The organism is Rufibacter sp. XAAS-G3-1, from assembly GCF_013623775.1.
Taxonomy (GTDB): Bacteria; Bacteroidota; Bacteroidia; order Cytophagales; family Hymenobacteraceae; genus Nibribacter.
In genome coordinates this window covers 287,552-310,402 of record NZ_JABFAM010000006.1, presented here as the reverse complement: position 1 = coordinate 310,402, position 22,851 = coordinate 287,552, and the positions used below count along the sequence as shown (strand labels likewise).

The window sequence follows — 22,851 nt, the reverse complement described above, 5'->3', positions numbered from 1 at the left end:
CCGGTTCGTAATCCCCGGCGAGTCTGGAGACTCGCTTCATCCCAGGTCACGAGACTTTAGTCTCGCGCCAAAGGGAAGAACTTTCTGTTTTAGGCTCGTTTTCTAAAAAACAGCGCCTAAACGCAACTGCTGAAAACTCCCTCTCCGCGGGAGAGGGAGTTAGGGTGAGGTCTTTTTACGCCAACTGGTGCGCGATCTCGGCCTTGCCATTGGCCTTGATTTCCACGGCTTGGTCAAACACGTTGAGTGTGAGGGCGGCCTCGTGCTGGTTCTCCATCTGCACGTTCTCCTTGGTTACCTTGATGTTGAGCAGGTGGCCCCTGAACCGGATCTTGAAGGAATAAGAACTCCAGCCAGCTGGGATAAATGGATTGAAGAACAGCTGGTTATCGCGCACGCGCATGCCCCCGAAGCCCTGTACCACAGCCATCCAGGTGCCGGCCATAGAGGTGATGTGGCAGCCGTCTTCGGTGTCGTTGTTGTAGTCATCCAGGTCAAGGCGGGCGGTGCGGAGGTAGAACTCGTAGGCGCGTTCCTCATCGCCCAGTTTGGCGGCCAGAATGGCGTGCACGCAGGGCGACAGCGAGGATTCATGCACGGTGCGCGGCTCGTAGAAATCATAGTTCCGCCGGATGGTCTCCAGGTCAAAGCGGTCTTCAAACAGGTAAATGCCTTGCAGCACATCAGCCTGCTTGATGAACACCGAGCGCAGGATTCTATCCCATGACCATTTCTGGTTCAGCGGGCGGTCTGCCGGGTCAAGGTCGCGTACCAGGGTCTGCTCTTTGTCCAGAAAGCCGTCCTGTTGCAGGAAAATGCCTAGTTCCTGGTCTTCGGCGTAGTACATGTGGCCAATGACGTGCTGCCATTTCCCGGTTTCCTCGGCTACGTTCAGGTTCAGTTTGCCAACCAATTCCCGATAACGCGCCGGGGAGGTTTCCCGCACGTGCTGCAAGGCTTTGAGCGTGTAGTCCAGGGTCCAGGTGGCAATGGTGCTGGTGTACCAGTTGTTGTTGACGTTGTTCTCGTACTCGTTGGGGCCGGTCACGCCCAGCATCACATACTGGTTCTTGGCGCCCGACCAGTTTACGCGCTGCGCCCAGAACCGGGAGATGCCCACCAGTACCTCCAGCCCGTACTCGGCCAAATAACCATCATCACCGGTGTAGCGGATGTAGTCATGGATGGCGTGGGCGATGGCCCCGTTGCGGTGGATTTCTTCAAAGGTGATTTCCCACTCGTTGTGGCACTCCTCGCCGTTGATGGTGACCATGGGGTACAGGGCCGCGCCGCCGCTGAAGCCTAGTTTTTCGGCATTCTCAATGGCTTTGGGCAGGTGTTTGTAGCGGTACACGAGCAGGTTGCGGGCCACCTGCGGATCGGCGGTAGCCAGGTAGAAGGGGAGGCAGTAGGCCTCGGTATCCCAGTAGGTGGTGCCGCCGTATTTCTCGCCGGTGAAGCCTTTGGGGCCGATGTTCAGGCGCTCATCTTCACCAGTGTAGGTTTGGTTCAGTTGGAAGATGTTGAACCGGATGCCCTGCTGGGCGGCGGCATCGCCCTCAATCACAATGTCGCTTTCCTCCCACTTGGCCGCCCAAGCCTGGGCCTGCTCCCGCATCAGCTGGTCAAAGCCTTTCTCGGCCGCGGCCGAAAGCACGGTTTTAGTGTTGGCCAGCAGTTCTGCTTTGGGGTGGTTCTCAGAGGAAAGGTTGGCGGCGTACTTGTACAGAACGGTTTCCTGATCTTGCTGCACGGCCAGCTCAAACGTAGAGGCAATGTATTTGGTTTTTTCCTGCGGCGTGGCGTTTACCTTCACTTCCTGGCCGTTCTGGGTGACCGCGAACTTCTGGCCGGTGCAGACGTGGAAGAAGGTTTTCTTGGTTTCGGCAATTACGTAGCCTTCGGTGGGGTGGGCTTCCTGCAGGACTTCGTCCCAGAATTTCTCGTCGTAGTTGGAGTCGGCGTTCATGATGTCGGCGTCCACGTACGGGGTGAGGGTGAGCGTACCGCTGAAGTTCACCGGCGTGATGCTGTAGCGGATGGCGCCCACCTCGTCGTCCACGATGCTGGTGAAGCGCTGGGCGGCCACGCGCACCTGCTTGCCGCTGGGCAGCAGGGCGGTGAAGGTGCGTTCCAGCCAGCCCTCGCGCATGTTTAGCTCGCGCCGAAAATCCAGCACCTGGCACTGGTGCAGATCCAGGGTCTCGCCGTCCAGCTGCACGTCAATGCCGATCCAGTTGGCGGCGTTGAGCACCTTGGCGAAATACTCGGGGTAGCCGTTCTTCCACCAGCCCACGCGGGTTTTATCGGGGTAGTAAACCCCGGCCACGTAATTGCCGGGCAGGGTCTGGCCGGAGAACGCCTCCTCAAAGTTGGCGCGCTGCCCCATGCGCCCGTTGCCCAGGCTGAAGATGCTTTCCGAGATTTGGTTATACTGCGGATGGAAGCCTTCCTCTATGATAGACCACTCATCAACGGTGACATATTGTTTCATAATAGTTGTATCAGGTATCAAGTATCAGGTATCAAGTAGCAAGACACAGGTTTCAAGACTTCTTCTTCAGTTGCGTTTTATTTTGTTCTGAGCCTGATTTTGGGAAAACAGGCCTGAAACGGAATTTACTTTTTCGTCCCCCTTTGAAGGGGGTAGGGGGATGATGACGCGTGCAGGTCAGGCATTCCCGAGAATCATTTTTCCTGGCGCTTAGCATTTCTTTTGGTTCTTCTTGCCGCCTTTATCATCCCCCAACCCCCTTCAAAGGGGGACAAGTGGCTTAACACGTTTTATGGCTGATTTTCTGAAAACAGCCGCTAAACGCAAACTTTTACATTTGCTCCAATTCCCGAAGCCTTGCCACCGACATCTCGGTGAGGTCTTGCACCACAATATCCGCCAGGGTGAGGACTTCTGGTTGGCCTACGCCCACGCAGCGCATGTTGCCGTTTTTGGCGGCTTCCACCCCGGCCACGGCGTCTTCAAACACCACGCATTCTTCGGGCAATACGCCCAGCGCCTCGGCTCCTTTCAGGAAGACCTCGGGGTCTGGTTTGCCGTTGGTCACGTGCCGCCCGTCAATGATGGCGTCAAAAAAGGGGAGCAGCGCGGTGCGCTCCAGAATCAGTTGGGCGTTTTTGCTGGCGGAGCCGAGGGCGATCTTGAAGCCTTCGGCTTTAAGCGCTTTGAGGAACTCTACCACGCCGGGCAGGATTTCGGCTGGGGTCATTTGGGCCACGTCCAGCAGGTACTCGGTGTTTTTCTGCTCGCAGAGGGCCAGCATCTGTTCTGGGGGCAGGGTCCGTTCGCCAATCTCCAGGATGATCTCCAGTGACCGCATGCGGCTAACCCCTTTGAGACGCTCGTTGTCGTGCTCGGTGAAGTCAATGCCCAAGGTCTGGGCCAAGCGGCGCCAGGCTTTGAAATGGTACCCCGCGGTGTCTACCAGCACTCCGTCTAAATCAAAAAGGCAGGCTTTGAGGATTCGCATGTTGCTTGTGGTTATGTCTGCACCCTGTAAAAGGGCGATGTTTGCTTCTATTGTTTTGGGCCTTGTTTCAGAAAAACAGTCCTGAAACAGGTTATGGCTTTCTGCTGTACGAATACTACCCCATATCCATTAGAATAGGCTGCTGGTTCACGGCCCCGCAAACGTTACTTGTTGCGAACCATCTTGCAAGCCTGCTTCTTTGGCCATCAGAATAAATAGGCTACCTATTTGGCAGCGAAACCTTATTTGTCCCTGCGGCACTAACCTGCTGGCAATCTGCTAAGAACGAAGTAGCCTTTCAGGAATTATAATACCTTTAGACGGCTATATCTACGGCTGTTGTTAATATTGTAAAATGATGGAGGTAAATCTACGCTTTTTTCATTAAGAAATCGATTTCCTGGAATTAAAAATGCCATTTATGAAAATGTGGAGAGGGCTTTTTGCGCTTTTATCTTTATTTCTTGGGGTGCTGGTGGTTCCGGCTGAGGCGCAGGTCACTGTTGAGGTTGCGAAGGTGCCAGAGAAAACCCCGCTGGAGGATACGCTCTTTCTGGCAGCCAATCTGAACCACTGGAACCCACGGGCTACGCGTTTTGCGTTCAAGCGGGCGGCCAATGCCAGGTATTACCTCACGCTGCCTGGGGGTGAGGGGGCGTTGGAGTATAAAATCACCAGGGGCAACTGGGAGAAAGTGGAGACGCTGCTGAACGGTACGGGCCGGGGAAACAGGACGTATAAAGTCAAACCAGGCAGGGACACCGTACGTATTGAGGTGGAAAACTGGCAAGATAATTTCCCTACTACTACGAAAGACCATACCGCCACCGCCAATGTCCTGATTCTGAGTAATCAGTTCTGGATGCCCCAGCTAAAGCAATCCCGCCGGATCTGGCTTTACCTGCCCCCCAATTATGCTACCTCAGACAAGAAGTACCCGGTGTTGTATATGCACGACGGGCAGAATCTGTTTGACGCTTTTTATTCCTTCGGCGGAGCAGAATGGGGCGTAGATGAGTCTTTGAACGAGCAGTTTGAATCTAATGGCCGCGAAGTGATTGTGGTGGGCATTGATAACGGAGGAGAAGAACGCATTAATGAATACTCGCCCTGGCGAAATAAGAAACTGGGCGGCGGAAAAGGAGATGCCTACGTAGACTTTCTGGTGCAGACGCTTAAGCCTTACATAGACGCTCATTACCGCACGCTCACCGATAAAGAACATACGGGGGTAGCGGGCAGCTCCATGGGCGGACTGATTTCCTTTTATGCGGCCCTCAAATACCCGCAGGTGTATGGCAAGGCAGGTGTTTTTTCGCCGGCTTTCTGGTTCGCGCCAGAGATATTTGACTTTGCCGCCAAAACAAAGCCTGCGCCCGATTTAAAGATGTTCTTGCTAGCCGGGGCCAAAGAGAGCAAGCAGATGGTACCCGACATGGCCCGCATGCGCGATGTTTTGGTGAAACAAGGGCTTAAGCCTTCCAACCTCAAATATGAAGTGCACGAAGACGGCGAACACACCGAGGCTTATTGGCAAAGGGAGTTCCCCCGGGTTTTCAAGTGGCTGTTCTCCCGATAGGCAGCACGGTTTTTGAAAACAAATCGGCGTTTAGGGCCTGTTTTACCTAAAACAGGCCCTAAACGCCGATTTATTTATCATAGTAAATTACTTTGTCTCCCGTATGGTGGGGGTTACGGTTTACGCTCGTTCCTGAATCATTGACCATTGCCTTGGCCGGTGGAGCCCGAAGAAGTAGTGGTGTCGGCGGATAGGTCTAAAGAGTCAAGCCCACCGTCAACCCCTTCTACCATGTCTTCGGTGTTGGTCGTGCCGGTTTTCTCTGCTGGTGTTTGCGCGTCTCCTCCGCAGGAAGAAATAATCCCCGAGGCCAAAGCCAAAGCCACCAGATTTGTTACAAATGTCTTTTTCATAGCGTGTATAGAGTTAGTGTAGCCTTATCGCTTTTCAATTGTAAGACTGGGTTGAATCTCTATACGCAATTTTTGATTTATAGTGGGGAGTGTTTTGGGTACAGGTTTAGGGATGATCTCTCTGCGTGTGATTGTGTGGATTGCGGGTTATTAGAGGTGATTGGTTCTGTGGTGGTGAATCCGGCTTGTTCCACTTCCTTACTGTTCTTTTTGCTAAAGGGAATTTTTAGCCTCTGCCTGGAATTGGCTTCTGTGGAATGATTAGGTTTGTGCATGCCTTATGCTGTTCCCCTGGCTTGGCTGCTTTTTGCGTGGGTGCAAGTGCTGTGTTGTTCCAGCTTTGGCGGTATGCGCTCACGGCCGCGGGGCCCCGTCTTCCCCTCTCGCACTGCCCTTTCGGCCTGTGAAGATATTCGCTCTTAGCTACTGCCTATTCAGGGCCAAAAGCGAGGCGCGCTCGGGGAAGACTGGAACTGGGGAAAGGAGCAGAAGCTATCTCTATCCATTCAGTCCTTCTGTCCTCTAAAGCAAATACTTCCCCTTTTGAAGGGGGCGAAGGGGGGTGTTTACACACGTAGGTTCACGCATTCCTATCCCCTGCAAAGGCGTATTCCCCTCCTGGGAGGGGTGGGTTCTGGCGCTCCGCCATCTCCTTCCAAGCGGCACCAATATTCAACAGTGGTATGAATCCTGAGACAGACCTGCTTTGTACTATGAACCTGTTTAGGGTTTTTCATTAACCGGCTTTTAAAGCAATTCCTCTGGAGCAAACGTACGCGGGTACCCCGTTTTCAGGCTGATTTTATGAAAACAGGCATAAAACACTAAACAGCTTCATCGTGAAGAGAAAAAGAGGGGAAAGCAGGAGGTGCTATTTTTGTTTATCCAGGTCGGTTTTCTCATTCGCGGGAACAGGCAGGTTCCAATGAAAATAGAGGGCTAATATGCGCAGGGTAAAACACACCGTTAAAGCAATGATCGCCACCCAATCGCGTGATACCCATTGCAGGTAATTCCCCAGCACGACCAGCACGGCCCCTAAAAGTGCCGCCGAAGCATAAATCTCTTTCTCCAGAATGACAGGCACCCGGGTAAGCAAAACATCACGGATCACTCCGCCGCCCACCGCGGTGGTAATCCCCAACAGAACGGCCACCTCCCCATTATGGCCATAGTGCAGCGCTTTCTCTGCCCCGGTCACGGCGAACAACGATAAGCCAACGGCGTCAAAGAACAGCACCGGGCGGGTGAGCCGCTGTACCACCGGGAAAAAGTGGACGGTTAACCCTGCGGCAATAATGGCGACCACCAAATAGGGCCAGTTGGTTAACCCGGCGGGTGGAATAGCCCCAATGCAAAGATCCCGGATGATACCGCCGCCGCAGGCCACCACAAAGGCAATGGCGCAGATCCCAAACAAGTCAAGGTTGCGTTTTCTTGCCGCCGTCGCCCCACTTATGGCAAAGGCGAACGTACCAGCTATTTCAAGCACATAATACAAGGAATGTAATTTCTCCATGCTATAACCCCAGGAAGTTGAAATAAGCCCGACCGCGGCAACGGCCAGCATGTTCTGCCAACCGGTCATCAAGCCCAGCCTTTCCCTAACGGGCAGGCTAAGGTAAATGTTAGCCGTTGATTGAAACCTGACCTTAGGTTCCAGCCCCGCTGCTGCGTTTAGGGGCTGTTTTGCGGAAAACGGGCCGGAAACGCGGAAACCGGGTAAATCACGTTCCGGTAGCGACCGGGCACTGCCTTGTCTCCGGCACGCACTGCTTTCTATGGTTGGTTTTTCCTGCGGGGCAGACATCCTCCCTCCGGCCCAGCGTTTCGGGTCAGTTTTAGGGAAAACAGGCTAGAAACGCCATCGGCAGAGACACTCGTAGGAGCTGCGCGCCCTACGAGGTCTTGGGAGCGGGCGGCAGCGCGGAGGCAGGCTTTGGAAAGTACTGGCGCGGGACTTTCGTCTCGTGACTTGGGAGGAAGCGCGTCTCCAGGCGCGCAGGGAACCGCCGGCAGGAGAATTTGAGGTCAGGTAAGGAGTAGCAACCTGTTTCTGCCCTTAGTAGGGAAGGTTTCTTGATTATGCCGCAAGTAACTGATTATCATATTGGTATTTACTATTTGACAAGAGGTTTGCTGCCAAATAAAAGAGAGTACTGGTGGCAACACTAGCAACCATCACCAAGGTGCCGCTTCAAGCATACCTGAATAAAGTAGACTGAGGGATCATAAAAGAAAAATACTTATAAAAAAAGTACCACAAAATAGGCTTCTTTTAGTTGAGCAACCGTATACAAATCCATGCCCTGGCTAACTATCCTGCCCAAATGAAGTACTTCAGTTTTCCGTTAAGCAAGAAACTTAGGCAGGCCTTGTTCCTGCTGCTCTTTCTGTTGGCTATGAGACCTACCCAAGCCCAGGAACAGGGGAAAGGCCTTGAAGTGTACGGGTACATCAAGGCAGATGTAGGCTATAATTTCAACCAAACTGACCCTAATTGGTTTGATGTGTTACGCGTCACCAAACTTCCCCAGTATAAAAACCAGTTTGCGCCTGACGGGAAGATATATTTCAGCGTGCGCGAAACAAGGCTGGGGTTAAACAGTTGGTCGCAGACTCCGCTGGGCCAACTCAAAGCCAATTTCGAGTTCGATCTTTTTGGGGTAGGGCCAGAGGTTGGCCAAACGGTCTTCCGCTTCCGGAAGGCTTATGTAGAACTGGGAAGATTCACCGTTGGGCAAACCGAAAGTCTTTTCTCAGATGTTGATGTCACGCCCGGCACGCTGGACTTCGGGGCACCGCCCAGCAGGGCTTACCTGCGCACCATCCAGGTACGCTATATGCGGGCCAGGGAGCAGGACAGATGGGGGATAGCCTTGGAACAGCCCGACGCTGTTTCAGATGACGGTATTTATGCCAACCGCATAGAACTCCAACACGTGCGGGCGGCCTTCAAACTGCCGGACGTTGCAGCCGAATACCGTCGGCAAACCGTGAACGGGTATGTTGAAGTAGGTGGGGTTTTGAAATGGATCAGGTGGGAGAATACCGCCAATTCTGTGATTGACCTCAGCGGGCAGGAAATTGGGTGGGGTTTCAACCTCAGTTCCACCCAGCAACTGGATAGCAAAACCTCTTTCAAGGGCCAATTGGTGTATGGCAAGGGTGTTGAGAGCCATCTGACGGACGCAGGCCCTGACATTGGGATCGAAAACAACTTTGAGGACCCCACCACCCCTGTATTGGGTGTCTCGTTACCGGTACTAGGTGGGCTCGCCTTTCTGGAACGTAGCTGGAACAGCAAATGGAGCAGCACGGTGGGCTATTCAAGGGTGCATATTAAGAACTCAGACGCTCAGGCAGCCACTGCTTTCAAAAACGGGAATTACGCCATCCTCAATTTACTGCACCAGCCTTTTCCGCAATCATTGGTGGGCGCTGAATTGCAATGGGGAAAGCGGAACAATTTCAGGGATGGGTTTAGCTCCTCTACCGTGCGGGTACAGTTTTCATTTAAATACAACTTTTCCCATTCGTTTTTTGCGAATGCAACCCAATAGGCAGCTTTCGCCTCCATGGTATGGATATAAGACCAATGAATCATCAAAGCCTGAAGCCACCACGCCACAAACGGAATTCCATTAGTACAAAACAGAGGCGTCTGCCTTGTTAACTGAATCACGCCGAATTGGAAAGAAGCCGTCGCTCTAACCATCTACCTGTTTCTAATCTATCTGGTAAGCTCAAAAAGGAAATTTAACTATTTGATGGAAAATGTTACTACTATGAAAAAGATACTACTACTCATTGCCGTACTATGTAGCGGTATGCTTCAATGTTGCAGTCAATCTGAGCCAGAAGCAAGATCAGAAACAAACAAGGAAAATAAAACAGAAGCAGGGCCAGAGGCAGAGTTATCTCCCCAAGTCCAAACCGCGCAAACCAATAACACCCCCCCAATTGCCTCAAACGCTTCCTGGGTGAAGAACATACCCACCGATGACCTTATAAAATGGCGACGGCACATCCACCAAAACCCCGAAGTGTCTTTCAGGGAAGAGCAAACCAGCAAGTACGTGGAAGGTATCCTCAGATCCCTGCCCAACATGGAAATCCAAAAACCCGGAAAGACAAGCGTTATCGGGATTCTCAAAGGGGCCCAGCCCGGAAAAACCGTAGCCTTCCGGGCCGACATGGATGCCTTGCCTTTGCAGGAGGAAACCGGGTTGCCCTATAGTTCAAAAGTAAAGAACGTGAGTCACGCCTGCGGCCATGACGCCCATACGGCTATGCTGCTGGCAACCGCCTCCACCCTTTCTAAAATGCCGGATCAGATAAAGGGAACAATCTACTTTATATTTCAGCACGCCGAGGAGCAACCACCCGGCGGGGCGTTGGACATTGTCAATTCAGGGGCCCTCAAGGACGTTGATGCCTTTTTCGGGATGCACGTGCTACCCAATTTTCCGGCAGGCCACATTGGTATCTTGCCTGTGGGAGCGGCTTCTACCGCGCAGGACATCTTCAACCTGACCATAATCGGGAAAGGCTCACATGGCTCCATGCCCCATTTGGGAATTGACCCCATTGTGGTAGGGGCGGCTATTGTCACTGCATTACAATCCGTTGTGTCCAGGAATGTGACACCGGGAGAAATGACGGTGGTTTCCATAGGTAAATTTCAGTCCGGCGATGCCCCCAACGTGATTGCCGACAGGGCGGAACTGGCAGCCAGCATCCGCACCACGTCAGAAGAAACCAGGAAAATGGTGGAAACCAGAATAAAAGGGATAATCGAGAACATTACCAAGGCCTATGGCGCTACCTACAAACTGGAGTACATCCCTACCTACCCGGCCATCCAAAACGATGCGGCCCTCACTTCCCAGGCCAGGAACAGTGCGGCCGCCATTCTGGGGGGAAACCAAATCTTTGACGCCCCCATGATGACCGCCAGTGAGGATTTTGCCTATTACAGAAAAATAGCCCCCGTAGGCTTTGTGACCCTGGGCATTGGTAATGGGGCCGCTAACCACAATCCCAAATTCAATGTTGATGAAAGCGCCCTGCAAAACGGGGTGAAAGCCCAGGTGCAAATGATTCTGGACTATCTGAATAACTAAAACGCCTTGTAGCCATGAAGCGCAATAACATCTGAACAAAATGAAAAACATTCCATTTTCCCTCTTTATAGCTGTCCTGTTTGCTATGATAAATTCCTGTGGACAATCCAAGACAGAAACTGAATCCGGAGCAGCGACTGGAGCAGAAAGAACCTCCCAACCCAGTCTGGGGTACCGCTCCGCCAAGCTTGTGGAGGCCGACGGGTTACAGTTCAAAGACCTCAACCGCAACGGCCGGTTAGACCAATACGAAGACTGGCGCCTAACCCCGGCAGAGAGAAGCCAGGATCTACTCAACAGGATGACCCTGGAGGAGAAAGCCGGCCTGCTGCTGATTGCCGACATGCGCATGAACAACGAGGCCTTTATGCTGGAAGCCTCAGGGGAGACCAACCCCGTCACCAGTGCCTTCAATGAGCAGGACGTAGTCCTTGACAAAAACCAGTTCACCGGTGAGCCGCTCCCTTTCCCGGTGATGAACACGGTAGGCACCACCAAAGGGATTCTGCAACACAAGATGCGCCGTTTCATTTGGAGGACTACCACGGCCCCCGCCGATACTATGGCCCGTTGGGCAAACAAAGTACAGGCCCTGGCCGAAAGCGACAGCCTGGGGATTCCGGTGCTGTTCGCGTCCAACCCCCGCAACCATATCACGGCCGGCTCCTTGGGTGCCACGGGTTCCACGTCTATCGGTTTTTCCAAGTGGCCCTCTGAGATAGGGCTGGCGGCCATGGCCGATTCCGCGATGATCCATCGCTTTGGCGATATGGCCCGGCAGGAATGGCTGGCGGTAGGCATCCGCAAAGGGTACATGTACATGGCCGATCTGGCCACCGAGCCCCGCTGGCAGCGCATTGAAGGAACCTTTGGCGAAGACCCCCAACTGGCCGCCCAATCCATTGCCGCCATCACCTTGGGTTTTCAGGGGCCTACGTTGAACCACGGGTCGGTTGCCATGACCACCAAGCACTTTCCGGGGGGAGGGTCTGCCAACAAAGGGTTTGACCCGCACTATGCCTATGGCCGTTTTGCCGTTTTCCCCGGAGGGCAGTTTGAGGAAAACCTGCTCCCGTTCAAAGCCGCCATCAAAGCCGGAACGTCCTCCATCATGCCTTATTACTCCTTGCCCAAAGACACCAAGTATGAAGAGGTGGCCTATGCCTATAACAAAGGCATCTTGCGGGATCTCTTGCGCGGGGAACTGGGCTTCAAAGGAATCATCAACTCTGATACTGGCCCAATCGAGTCCATGCCGTGGGGGGTAGAGAAGCTTGATATTGAGCAACGGTACGTGAAGGCGCTGGAGGCAGGCAGCAACCTGTTCGCCGGCAACGCCGACCCTGCCCAGCTCCTGAAAACCCTCAAAGCGCACCCCGAGGTGATGAAGTATGTAGATGAGTCGGTCACGCTGCTGCTGGTGGAACTGTTCCAGCTCGGGCTTTTTGAAAACCCGTACGTAGACGAGCAAAAGGCGGCGGAAGTGGTGGGCAGGCAGGAGTTTGTGGCGGCTGGCAAAGAGGCGCAGCGCAAGTCTGTGGTGCTGTTGCGCAACAATAAAAACACCCTGCCGCTGGCGAAGGGCACTAGGGTATACTTTGAGGAATATGCCAAGACATATAACAAGATGGCCCCGGGCCCGGGCAAGGTCTACCCGCAGAACTATGAAGGGCTTACCTTTGTCACCACCCCAGAGGAAGCAGAGGTGATCCTGCTGTGGTTGAAACCCGCCATCCGTCCGCTCTTCCCAGCTGATGATTCCCCGTTGCGGGTGAACCTTTCGTCCTGCGCGGTAGATGTGACATACGTAAACGCGCTCACCTCCCGGAAACCTACCATTATGGTCATCAACTACGCCAACCCTTTTGTGATAGACGAGGTCTATAACCAAAAGACCAACAACCGTTTTCTGGGCGTTCTGGCTACTTTCGGGGTAGAACCCGAAGCCCTGCTGGACATCGTGACCGGGAAAAGCAACCCTACCGGTAAAATGCCCTTTACTACGCCCGTCAGCCAGCAGGCCGTTGAGAACAACAAAGAAGATTTACCTGGGTACAAGGAAGGCGAGGCGTATGCTTTGTTTAAGTTCGGGGAAGGGTTAAGCTATAAACAGCTACAGTAACCAAAGGAAAAACGGTTACCTGCCCGTTACAAGCTGCGGAGCTTTGCTAGTTCCCCCAAGGGGCCAAGCGGGGAATGAAGTGAAAAAATTGTAAAGGTAGAAACCCTTGATTTTACTTTAGAGCCTGAAGCTGTTTAGAGTTTTCCGTTTTGTCTCTGGCGCAAGGGTCTAAACCTGGGAGGAATTTCTGTTTTCAGGCTGTTTTTCTGATAAAAGCCTGGAAACGCAGCCGCAAGCAGACGCTTGCCCCAGAGAAACCAAAAGAAGATAAGCTTCTAGAAAACCCTAAACAGGTTCTAATCAATTCTAGCTAAGTACGCTGACAAAATTAGGTTGTCCTACTCTTTTGTCGTCCTCCTGGAAGGATCTTGGTGGCGAACGGCAGTTGCGCTCCATCAAAGCTTCTCTAGTTCGCCCACCAGATCCTTCCAGGAGGACGAATAGTATGAAGTGATGCGGTCGCCGTACTTACTTTATGTGGTAGGAGCCAGTTCAATCCTGCGCGTCGGCCCGTTTCCAGGTTAGAAAAGAGTTAACCGTTTTACCCCCTGATACAATCGGCGTTGCCGTGCTGAGGTGTAACAGATTACCCTCTAATGCAACTACCCGCGGTTGCGTCTGTCCTGTCCAATTGGGGAACAACGAAACGAACATGGAATGGGTGAGCGTCTGCTGTTCCTCATCTACCTGGAAGGGGCCAGTGTAGGCAATGTAAGTAGATGCCTCCTGCCTGTATTCTTCATCGGTTCCGTTGAACCAATCGCCCGAGGCGAAATTTTTTCTATCGGGGTGCATCAGTTGCGCCGACATAAAACCATCTGGCGTGTACATGATGAGGCCCATGGGCTTTTCACCCATCGGGTAGAAAGGGGCAGATCCATCCACGGGTTCTTCTACGTAAGAAACCAGCTTCCAGGCCCCAATCAACCGCTCTTTCAAGGTGTTTGGCATAAGTAAGATTTTAGAAGGATAAAATAGTCAAGGAATGCTAAGAAGCTGCCTGCGCATCACCGTCAATCGGTAGGATCTGCCCGGAAATCATCTTGGCGCTATCGGAGGCAAGAAACACGACCAAAGCGGCAATATTTTTGGGGTCTACGAACCCTTTCAGGGACTGTATGGCCATGGCTTTGTCTTTTTCCTCCTCCAACGTGGTGCCATTGGCCTCAGCCCTGCTTTGCAGAACGTGGTCAATCCGGGGGCCAGCCACCGCCCCCGGCAGAATGGCGTTGGCCCGAACACCATACTTCCCCAATTCAATGGAAAGCGTTTTGGTAAAGCCGATGATGCCCCATTTGGCGGTGGAATAAGGGCTTCGGTTTTCATAGCCGAACCGGCCGGCCAAAGAGGACATATTGAGGATGACACCGGCGGCTGATTTTTTCAGGAAGGGGATGGCGGCCCGGGTGACATAGAAGGTACCGTTGATATCTACCTGCATCACTTTCTCCCAATCCTGGGGGTTTATCTCCTCCACCGGCGCGGTAGGGCCGGCAATACCGGCATTGTTCACCAATACATCCAACCCGCCCAAGGCTTCGGCGCCAAAAGTGACCATGCTTTCAACATCGCTTCGGTTGGAAATATCGCATACTTTGGTAAGGACTCCGGGAACATTTTGCTTTAATTCTTCTAAGGCTGTTTCATTGATATCGCACACAAACACGGTGGCCCCGGTTGCCGCAAATGCCTTTACTATTTCCAGGCCAATACCGGCGGCACCTGCCGTCACTACTACTTTCTGGTTCATACATTGGAATTTTAAGATACGTACTTTATCCTTCGCCACGAGACTGGAGTCTCGCGCCAGTACTTTCCAAACCTGTGAGGTCTCCAAGACCTCACACAGGTTTTAGCGTTTCCAGCCCGTTTTTCCTAAAACAGCCCCTAAACGCAGCGGCAAAACTCCCCTCTCCGCGGGAGAGGGGCTGGGGGTGAGGTGCTATCTATTGCTTCAGGCAGGTTGTTTTTTCGCGTTGGTATGAACCCATTTCTCAAAGGCGGCCATAAAGCTTCGTAAAAACTCTCTGGTAGATTCATTGGTGAGGTTGCCGCTGTCGTCGAATAGAGCGGCGGCTCCCCCAATATAAGCTTCCGGCTGCGCCATGGTGGGTGCGTTCACAAAAACAAGGGATTGGCGCAGGTGGTGGTTCGCGCCAAATCCGCCTAAGTTCCCGATGGAAACACTCACCACCGCGCCGGGTTTTCCGTTCCATGAATTTTGTCCGTAAGGGCGGGAACCCACATCTATGGCATTCTTCAATACGGCCGGTACCGAGCGGTTGTATTCGGGCGTCAGGAAAAGAAGGCCGTCGGCGGCCAGGATCTGCTCCCGGAGCGTTGTCCATTCAGCAGGCGGGGTCGCTTCCAGGTCTTCATTGAACAGGGGGAGTTCTGAGATATTTACTAGCTCAAGGGACAATGACTGGGGGGCCAGGGCGATGAGCGCTTTGGCGGTTTTGAGGTTGTAAGACTCTTTTCTGAGACTGCCTACGAAAACGGCGATTCTATACTTTTCCATAATTTTTAGGTAAGATGTTACTGAAATGGAATGCTTTCTGGGAGTTTGTGTAGATTTTGGATTGATAAGCGAAAACGGCCAAAGGAAGGTTCTGCGGAAACGGTTGCAGAGCGGCGTAGCAGCGCTACAAAGGCGGGGAAAGCGCAGACGCAGGTTCTCTCTATGCCGGTTTGCCGCACGAAAGACAACGTTTAAACCTGCTCTAAGTAGCGGTCTTCTAAAAGCGAAGCTGGTTGGAATGCTGCAGCCCCGCCCGCACCTACCCTAAAAGCTTCTGCCGCCTTACGCTGTTTTTGGCGTGATTTCTAAAAAACGGGCCGAAAACAGCGTAAGGCGGTTCCCCTTCTCCGGCAGGGCAAGTGCTTGGTTACAAAACGCTGAACAGCTGCCGTTTTAAACAGCGGTATAGCCGCCATCCACTTTCAGGCTTGTCCCGGTAATGAAGGAAGCTTCATCACTCGCCAGGAAAAGAACGGCGTTGGCAACTTCAATTGGCTCGCCTAAACGGCCGGCCGGATGAAGGCCTACTAATTGGTCTTTTATTTCCGCAGTTACTGTATCCATTAAGGGGGTTTTGATATAAGCCGGGCAAACCATGTTGCAGCGTATTTTATCCTCTCCATAAGTTGTTCCCACCATTTGGGTCAGCATCTTAACCCCACCTTTGGAAGCGGCATACGCCGTTAAGCCTCTTCTTGCCACAAAACTGTGGATGGATCCATTATTAACGATAGCCCCGCCGGTTCCCTGCTTTTTGAATTGTTGCACCGCATACTTGTTGCACAGGAAAGTGCTGGTTAAGTTAACGTCTATTACCTTTTGCCATTTATCTAATTCCAGTGTATCAACATCTGCTTCAATATTGATACCTGCATTGGCAAAGAATACATCCAGCTTTCCGAACTTTTCAACTGTTTCATCCACTAAGTGTCTTACGTCTTCTTCGCTCGCGACATTGGCTGTTACGAAGAAGGCTTCTCCGCCATTGTTCTTGATTTCTTCAACTACTTTATTTCCGTTTTCTACGTTAATGTCGCTTACCGTAACTTTCGCGCCTTCTCTGGCAAACAGCAGCGCGGTTTCTTTACCAATTCCTGAAGCTGCGCCGGTGATGATAGCGACTTTGTTTTCTAACCTGTTCATAGTAGTGAGTTTTAGATTGTTAAATGATGGTTTGAGTAACTGACCGGGAATTTTGGTGGTCTGCCTCCCTAAGTATAAAAGCTGATCGTGAAACATCTGCTTCCCCTGCATGGAAAACGTTCAGGTAAGTTCTTCTCCAGCGCGTACGGTATCTTCAATTAAACGCGCTTCTCTTATTGACTTTGATAAATATAAATAAATCTTAAATATATATTATACTAAGAACGGGGAAATGGGTTCTGGGTTGTTCCGCTACTTGTGTTCAGGTATCCTTCGGAACGGTAAGAGGAGGGCACAAATGGTTTCAACCACCATACATGCGTTGATTGGCTGGAAACAGTACTTTCAAGCCTCTTCCCATTGGGATTATTGAAAGCGCTTCTTTCTCAAAAAAAGGAGGAACCTTCCTGCCTGTGGTCACAGCCATGGCTGCAAAGCCCGGATGAATGGAAGGTGGGTTTCTATTTTGATACCCCCAAGCAGTTTAGAGCATGTTTAAATTTCATCTTTGCGCTGCAAATGACCATAAAAAGAACCTGCGTTCACCTTTTCCTAGTACCGTAGCGCTGCCACGCGGCTCAAAAAACGCTTCTGCAGAACCTTTCTCTGGTTAGTTGAGCCTGCAAACCTGAAATTTAAACAAGCTCTTAATGGAACCAGGCGGCGGCGGCGGTCAGCATGGTTTGCAAACCGGTTTTCAAGGTTGGGTGTACTACCGGGGCGAATCTTGGGGAATGATTGCTGGGAATGGAATTTAGTTGATTCGCTTTTTTGGCTTCCAGATAGGTTTCAGGGTCGGTTCCGCCCACAAACCAAAAAACATAAGGCACCTTCCAGTTCCGGCCAAAAACGCTGAAATCTTCGCTGGCCGAAGCGGGTTGGGTTTCATAGGATTTATCGCCGAACTGTGCCGCAAAGGCTTCCGCCACTTTCGCGGTAGCGTTGGCATCGTTCTCTGTTAACGGGTAACTGTCCAGTTCCGTGAATTCGGGGTCTCTGGGGGCATTGGAGGCGGCACATTCCGCACAGCAGATCCGTTTCACCGCCGAAAGGATATGATCCCGTACGCCCTCATTGAACGTGCGGATATTCAGTTTCAGGATGGCATCCTCGGGGATGATGTTTTCTTTGGTGCCCGCCTGCAAGGCACCTACGGTGAGCACGGCATTCTCTAGGGGCGCTACCTCACGGGAAATGATGGTTTGCAGACGCAGGGTGGTAGCGGCTGCCATAATCACGGGGTCAATGGACGTTTGCGGCTGGGAACCGTGCGACCCGCGGCCAAAAAGCTTCACTTTGAGGCTGTTGCCGGCAGATAAGATAGCGCCGCTCCGGCTTCTCCCACCATCACGTGCTGCCCCAGAATAATATCTGGCTTAGGGAAGCGCTCCATCAGGCCATCGTCTATCATGGCTTGGGCCCCGCGGCCCACTTCTTCGCCGGGCTGGAAAACGGCCAGCAGGGTTCCTTGCCACTGGTCTCTGTGTTCTGAAAACAACCGGGCAGCACCCATGAGCCACGTCACATGCAGGTCATGCCCGCATACATGCGACACGCCCACCTCATTCCCCTCTGCATCTCTGGCTACTGTCGTGCTGGCGTAAGGCAGTCCGGTGTCCTCGGTGACCGGAAGCGCATCCATGTCGGCCCGGAGCATGACTACCGGCCCGTCTCCGTTCTTCAGAATGCCTACTACTCCGGTTACCCCAATACCCGTTGAAACCTCAAATTGGTGTTTGGTTAAATAATCCGCCGCGATTTTGGCCGTCCGGAATTCCTCCATCGACAACTCCGGGTGCTGGTGAATATCTTTATAAATCTCCTCCAGCTCAGGAAGCAACTCATCCATAATGCCGTCCATATTCGCATTGAAGGCTTTTATTTGAGGAATGTCCATAGCGATAGAATTAACTGGGTGAGAAGTAGAAAACGGATTCTTTAACTGCTTTTTCCGGATCTGCTCTTCGGGGCTGTTATCCAGATGAATGGCGTCAACAACCATAAATACGGTAAACATTGGAAAACATCTAAACGGAAAAAGCCCGAAGGGGACACCTTCGGGCTTTGGGGGGATGGGTTAAGTAGAATTACGCCACAGGCCTTCTCTCTAGTTCTTTCCAGGCAAGAGCAGCGGCACCCATGACGGCGGTATTGTTCAGACCTAAGCCAGACGGCAGGATCTTTACTTTGCCTTTGAAGATGCTGAGCAGGTTTTTCTCCATGTGGTAGCGTACCGGGTCAAACAGGAACTCCTCGGCACGGGTTAAGCCCCCAAACAGGAAGATGGCCTCTGGGCTAAGGTGCGCTACGGTATCTGCCAGTTTCATGCCCAATACTTTGCCGGTATACTCAAAGCAGTCAATGGCAATCTTGTCGCCGCGTTTAGCCGCCTGGGTAATCATCTCGGCGGTAAGGTCGTTGAAGCTTACGCCGCGTAGCTCGCTGTAGTCGGTGTAGTCTGCCAGGAACTTGTACACGGTGCGTTTGATCCCGGTGGCGGAAACATACGTCTCCAGGCAGCCACGGCGTCCGCAACCGCACACGCGGCCGCTGCCTTTGGCATTGGTTAACGTGTGGCCCAGTTCACCGGCGTTGCCGTCATGGCCGTACACCAGCTCGCCGTTGACCACAATACCGCTGCCTAAGCCCGTACCCAGGGTTACCACCACAAAGTTCTGCATGTTCTTGGCCCCACCGTAGATCATCTCCCCAATAGCCGCCGCGTTGGCATCATTGGTCAGGTACACCGGAAGCTTGAAGTAAGACTGGAGCAATTCTACCAACGGAACAGAGCCGTGCCATTTCAGGTTGGGCGCGTTCTCAATGGTACCGGTGTAGAAATTCCCGTTAGGGGCACCCACGCCTACGCCAATGACATTTGCCTCATCTTCAATTTTCTTGAATTTGGTTTGCACCTCGCTGTAGAGGATGCGCAGGAAATCATGTACGGTTTCTCCTTCGGTGGTGGGGAGATCGCCTTGGGTTAGAATGATGCCATCGCGGTCTATGAACCCAAACTTGGTGTTGGTGCCACCGATGTCAATGCCTAGAATTACGTCCTTCATGAGTGTTAGTAGAGATTGGTGCGGGTAAAGGGCACGAGATCCGTCTGGTTGTCGTGCGGTTAGTTTTTTAATGAGATGGAAACTTAAGAATAAACCTGCATTTTGCCAAATATTCGCCACGCCATCCCTGCTTCCCTACCTTTGCAACCCGTGAAACACCAAAAATCCAGTAGAAGCCGCAAACGTTTCTGGTAACCTGGGTGGCAGCTTAACTTCTGGCCTGCATGCTTCTGGATGGTGTTAGCTTGGGTTATCTGGCTAGTTCCAGAAAAGGAATGATCCCCCCGGCTGCCTCGCTCCCCACACACGCACGAACTCGCAGATACGTTTTGGAGCTATTTTATGAAAAACAGGCTATAAACGGCATTGGCGCAGACCCTCGTAGGAGCTGCGCGCACTACGAGGTCTTTGGAGCAGACGGAATTGCAGAAGCAGGCGCAAAACAGGAAAACCTGTGAGGTCTCCAAGACCTCACAGGTTTGGATTCTACTGGCGTGAACTACAGTCCCGTGACAGGGGATGAAGCGAGTCTCCAGACGCGCCGGGAACCACCGGCAGATATGCGGAACATCAGGTACTAAGTACTCTTCTGGTTCGCCCGCCAGATCCTCTCAGGAGGACAGGATAGGTTTGCTGTCAAGCTGCTTTCTACTCAATAGAATCGGCCAGAGGCCGCAGGTAGCCCAGGTACGTCTGAGAGGCGAGCGAGGAGCATGATCATTTTAAAAAGAACACAAAATCAGAAATCGGGTCTGCGGCTGAGCCGGTGTTTTAAGCCTGTTTTCTGAAAAGTACGCTAAAAACAGGCACGCCGCCAGAAGTCACCCAAGTGGCGAGATAGGGGAGGGCCGCTAGGAACGGTTCGGTTCTGGAGGCCTCGCTGGCGCTGTGCGCTTTCACATGTTACAAAAGGTGCCATCTGATTACCGGCTGTTTTTTGGAAAAGAGCCTGATTCTAGAAAACGGGTTCAAAAGCAGAACGAGCATTGATCGTTTCAACCTGACACTGCTCTTGAAGTAGATAGCCCAACTAATATTTACCTGCTTCCATTGGTTTTCTGGCGCAAACGTCCGCTTGCGCTGCAAATCAGAAATGCGTGCGGACACAAGCGGACGCTTGCGCCAAGAGGGATCTAACCGGTGATGGAAGATATCAGTCCACCCTGTTGAGTAGATGCCTCGCAGATTCACACCTTAGCGAGGAATTGGTTCTGTAAATCTTTGAGGGACAGGTGTATGGGAAAGAAGAATGTAATGGTTTAAGGTTAAGATTGCGCTGCCACCGGCAGGCCGATAAATAATTAAACTACCTCTATATTTAAGCGGTGGAAACTGGCAAAAGCGGATAATTTTCCGTATTTTTGCATGTTAATAATCCACCGAAAACGCAATGAGTGACATCGAACAAAACAACATGCCCGACTATGACGCAGACAGTATCCAGGTGTTGGAAGGCTTGGAGGCGGTGCGTAAACGGCCCGCCATGTACATCGGCGATATCGGCGTAAAAGGTCTCCATCACCTGGTCTGGGAAGTTGTAGACAACTCCATAGACGAAGCCCTTGCCGGACACTGTGACGAGATCAGCGTTACCATCCACACAGACAATTCCATTTCCGTTTCAGATAATGGCCGGGGTATTCCGGTAGACTTCCACCAGAAAGAAGGCCGCTCGGCCCTGGAGGTGGTCATGACGGTACTGCACGCCGGCGGTAAGTTTGACAAAGATTCCTATAAAGTGTCGGGCGGGTTGCACGGCGTGGGGGTTTCCTGCGTGAACGCCCTCTCTACCGATATGCACGTGACCGTTCACCGCAACGGAAAATTATATGAGCAGCACTATAACATTGGCATTCCGGCGTACCCGGTGCGCGAGATTGGCACAACTGACAAACGCGGTACCACCGTGCATTTTCAGCCAGACGCCAGCATCTTCACCGTTACCGAATACAAGTACGAAACCGTAGCCAGCCGTCTGCGCGAGCTGTCTTTCCTGAACAAAGGAATCAGAATCAACCTGACAGATTTACGCGAGGAAGTAAGCCCGGGTGAATTCCTGAGCGACTCTTTCTACTCACAAGGCGGTCTGCGCGAGTTTGTGGCCTATATTGAGGAAACCAGGGTGAATCTGATTCCCGAGCCGATCTACGTGGAGAGTGAGAAAGGCGGTATTCCCGTGGAGATTGCGTTGAACTACAACACCTCTTACACCGAGAATATTTTCTCTTACGTGAACAACATCAACACCCACGAAGGCGGTACGCACGTGGCCGGTTTCCGGAGGGCGCTGACCCGTACGCTCAAAAGCTACGCCGAGAAATCAGGCATGCTGGAGAAGGCGAAGGTAGAGATTCAGGGCGATGACTTCCGTGAGGGGTTGACCGCCGTGATCTCGGTGAAAGTGCAGGAGCCGCAGTTTGAGGGCCAGACCAAAACCAAGCTGGGGAACTCAGACGTGATGGGTGCCGTGGACACCGTGGTGGGCGAGATTCTGAACCGTTTCCTGGAAGAGAACCCCAAAGAAGCCCGTATCATCATCCAGAAAGTGATTCTGGCGGCGCAGGCCCGTTTGGCGGCCCGCAAGGCCCGCGAGATGGTGCAGCGCAAGAACGTGATGGGCGGCTCGGGCTTACCCGGTAAACTGGCCGACTGTTCTGACTCTGACCCGGTGAATTGCGAACTGTACCTGGTGGAGGGTGACTCGGCGGGCGGATCGGCCAAACAGGGCCGTGACCGTAAGTTCCAGGCTATTCTGCCCCTGCGCGGTAAAATCCTGAACGTGGAGAAAGCCCAGGAGCACCGCATCTACGAGAACGAAGAGATCAAGAACATGATCACCGCCTTGGGTGTGAGCTTCGGTACTGCGGAAGATGACAAAGCCCTGAACATGGCCAAACTGCGTTACCACAAAGTGATCATCATGACGGATGCGGACGTGGACGGTTCCCACATCAGAACCTTGATTTTGACGTTCTTCTTCCGCTACATGCGTGATTTGATTGACAGCGGTTACGTGTACATCGCGCTTCCGCCGTTGTACCTGGTGAAGAAAGGCAAGGAAGAGCGCTACTGCTGGACGGAGCAAGACCGTCTGGAAGCTATTGCCGAACTGGGCAAAGGAAAAGAAGACAGCGTGGGCGTACAGCGCTACAAAGGTCTGGGTGAGATGAACCCAGAGCAGTTGTGGGAAACCACCATGCGCCCAGACACCCGCAGCTTAAAGCGCGTGTCGGTAGAGTCGGCCGCAGAGGCAGACCATCTTTTCTCCATGCTCATGGGCGATGAGGTTGCGCCCCGCCGGGATTTCATTGAACGCAACGCGAAATACGCCAAAGTAGACGTGTAAGAAATAGTTATATTGTAAATAACAGAAAAGCCTGCTTTACGCAGGCTTTTCTGTTGCTCTTGGGCATAGAATACTGTTACTTAGCAAGAGAGAATGCCATCGTATGGTAGG

General features: G+C 52.5%; 16 protein-coding genes. 5 read left to right on the top strand and 11 right to left on the bottom strand.

Going from position 1 to position 22,851, the window contains the following annotated elements; all coding sequences use genetic code 11:
* Positions 1-175: 175 nt before the first annotated feature.
* Positions 176-2,494 (bottom strand): glycoside hydrolase family 65 protein, encoded by a 2,319-nt coding sequence (locus HHO50_RS08010; RefSeq protein WP_181305482.1) that lies wholly within the window; start codon positions 2,492-2,494, stop codon positions 176-178.
* Between the two features lie 331 nt (positions 2,495-2,825).
* Positions 2,826-3,485, bottom strand: coding sequence for a beta-phosphoglucomutase (pgmB, locus tag HHO50_RS08005; protein WP_181305481.1), 660 nt, complete (start codon positions 3,483-3,485; stop codon positions 2,826-2,828).
* Positions 3,486-3,906: 421 nt separating this feature from the next.
* On the opposite strand from pgmB, the gene HHO50_RS08000 reads away from it, so the two are divergent.
* Positions 3,907-5,064 carry an alpha/beta hydrolase gene (locus tag HHO50_RS08000; protein ID WP_181305480.1) on the top strand — a complete coding sequence of 386 codons (1,158 nt, stop codon included), beginning with the start codon at positions 3,907-3,909 and terminating at the stop codon, positions 5,062-5,064.
* A gap of 137 nt (positions 5,065-5,201) precedes the next feature.
* On the opposite strand, the gene HHO50_RS07995 is transcribed toward HHO50_RS08000, so the two are convergent.
* Positions 5,202-5,417, bottom strand: a complete 216-nt coding sequence (locus HHO50_RS07995; protein WP_181305479.1) for a hypothetical protein — start codon at positions 5,415-5,417, stop codon at positions 5,202-5,204.
* An 871-nt stretch (positions 5,418-6,288) separates the two neighbouring features.
* Positions 6,289-6,936 carry a trimeric intracellular cation channel family protein gene (locus HHO50_RS07990; RefSeq protein WP_181305478.1) on the bottom strand — a complete coding sequence of 216 codons (648 nt, stop codon included), beginning with the start codon at positions 6,934-6,936 and terminating at the stop codon, positions 6,289-6,291.
* An 811-nt stretch (positions 6,937-7,747) separates the two neighbouring features.
* On the opposite strand from HHO50_RS07990, the gene HHO50_RS07985 reads away from it, so the two are divergent.
* The 3 genes from HHO50_RS07985 to HHO50_RS07975 all read left to right on the top strand — a co-directional run bounded on the left by HHO50_RS07985 (position 7,748) and on the right by HHO50_RS07975 (position 12,665).
* Positions 7,748-8,980, top strand: coding sequence for a DcaP family trimeric outer membrane transporter (locus HHO50_RS07985; RefSeq protein WP_181305477.1), 1,233 nt, complete (start codon positions 7,748-7,750; stop codon positions 8,978-8,980).
* A 420-nt stretch (positions 8,981-9,400) separates the two neighbouring features.
* Positions 9,401-10,543, top strand: coding sequence for a M20 family metallopeptidase (locus HHO50_RS07980; protein ID WP_370457540.1), 1,143 nt, complete (start codon positions 9,401-9,403; stop codon positions 10,541-10,543).
* Between the two features lie 85 nt (positions 10,544-10,628).
* The gene (locus HHO50_RS07975; RefSeq protein ID WP_181305476.1) at positions 10,629-12,665 is read left to right on the top strand and encodes a glycoside hydrolase family 3 N-terminal domain-containing protein; all 2,037 of its coding nucleotides are present in this window, start codon (positions 10,629-10,631) and stop codon (positions 12,663-12,665) included.
* Positions 12,666-13,157: 492 nt separating this feature from the next.
* Here the strand turns inward: HHO50_RS07975 and HHO50_RS07970 are convergent, their stop codons facing one another.
* The 7 genes from HHO50_RS07970 to HHO50_RS07945 all read right to left on the bottom strand — a co-directional run bounded on the left by HHO50_RS07970 (position 13,158) and on the right by HHO50_RS07945 (position 19,394).
* Positions 13,158-13,616 carry a lipocalin-like domain-containing protein gene (locus HHO50_RS07970; protein ID WP_181305475.1) on the bottom strand — a complete coding sequence of 153 codons (459 nt, stop codon included), beginning with the start codon at positions 13,614-13,616 and terminating at the stop codon, positions 13,158-13,160.
* A 37-nt stretch (positions 13,617-13,653) separates the two neighbouring features.
* Positions 13,654-14,415, bottom strand: a complete 762-nt coding sequence (locus HHO50_RS07965; protein WP_181305474.1) for an SDR family oxidoreductase — start codon at positions 14,413-14,415, stop codon at positions 13,654-13,656.
* Positions 14,416-14,619: 204 nt separating this feature from the next.
* Positions 14,620-15,186 (bottom strand): NADPH-dependent FMN reductase, encoded by a 567-nt coding sequence (locus tag HHO50_RS07960; RefSeq protein ID WP_219921479.1) that lies wholly within the window; start codon positions 15,184-15,186, stop codon positions 14,620-14,622.
* A 393-nt stretch (positions 15,187-15,579) separates the two neighbouring features.
* The gene (locus HHO50_RS07955) at positions 15,580-16,329 is read right to left on the bottom strand and encodes an SDR family NAD(P)-dependent oxidoreductase (RefSeq protein WP_181305473.1); all 750 of its coding nucleotides are present in this window, start codon (positions 16,327-16,329) and stop codon (positions 15,580-15,582) included.
* A gap of 647 nt (positions 16,330-16,976) precedes the next feature.
* The gene (locus HHO50_RS21265; RefSeq protein WP_370457538.1) at positions 16,977-17,624 is read right to left on the bottom strand and encodes a M20/M25/M40 family metallo-hydrolase; all 648 of its coding nucleotides are present in this window, start codon (positions 17,622-17,624) and stop codon (positions 16,977-16,979) included.
* Positions 17,621-18,346, bottom strand: a complete 726-nt coding sequence (locus HHO50_RS21260; RefSeq protein WP_255478650.1) for a M20/M25/M40 family metallo-hydrolase — start codon at positions 18,344-18,346, stop codon at positions 17,621-17,623. The genes HHO50_RS21265 and HHO50_RS21260 overlap by 4 nt, the downstream gene beginning before the upstream one ends.
* A 70-nt stretch (positions 18,347-18,416) precedes the next feature.
* Entirely contained in the window at positions 18,417-19,394 is a 978-nt protein-coding gene (locus HHO50_RS07945; RefSeq protein WP_181305472.1) for an ROK family protein, read from the bottom strand.
* A 1,390-nt stretch (positions 19,395-20,784) separates the two neighbouring features.
* On the opposite strand from HHO50_RS07945, the gene gyrB reads away from it, so the two are divergent.
* Complete coding sequence (gyrB, locus tag HHO50_RS07940) at positions 20,785-22,740, top strand: DNA topoisomerase (ATP-hydrolyzing) subunit B (RefSeq protein ID WP_181305471.1); 1,956 nt, start codon at positions 20,785-20,787, stop codon at positions 22,738-22,740.
* Positions 22,741-22,851: the final 111 nt, after the last annotated feature.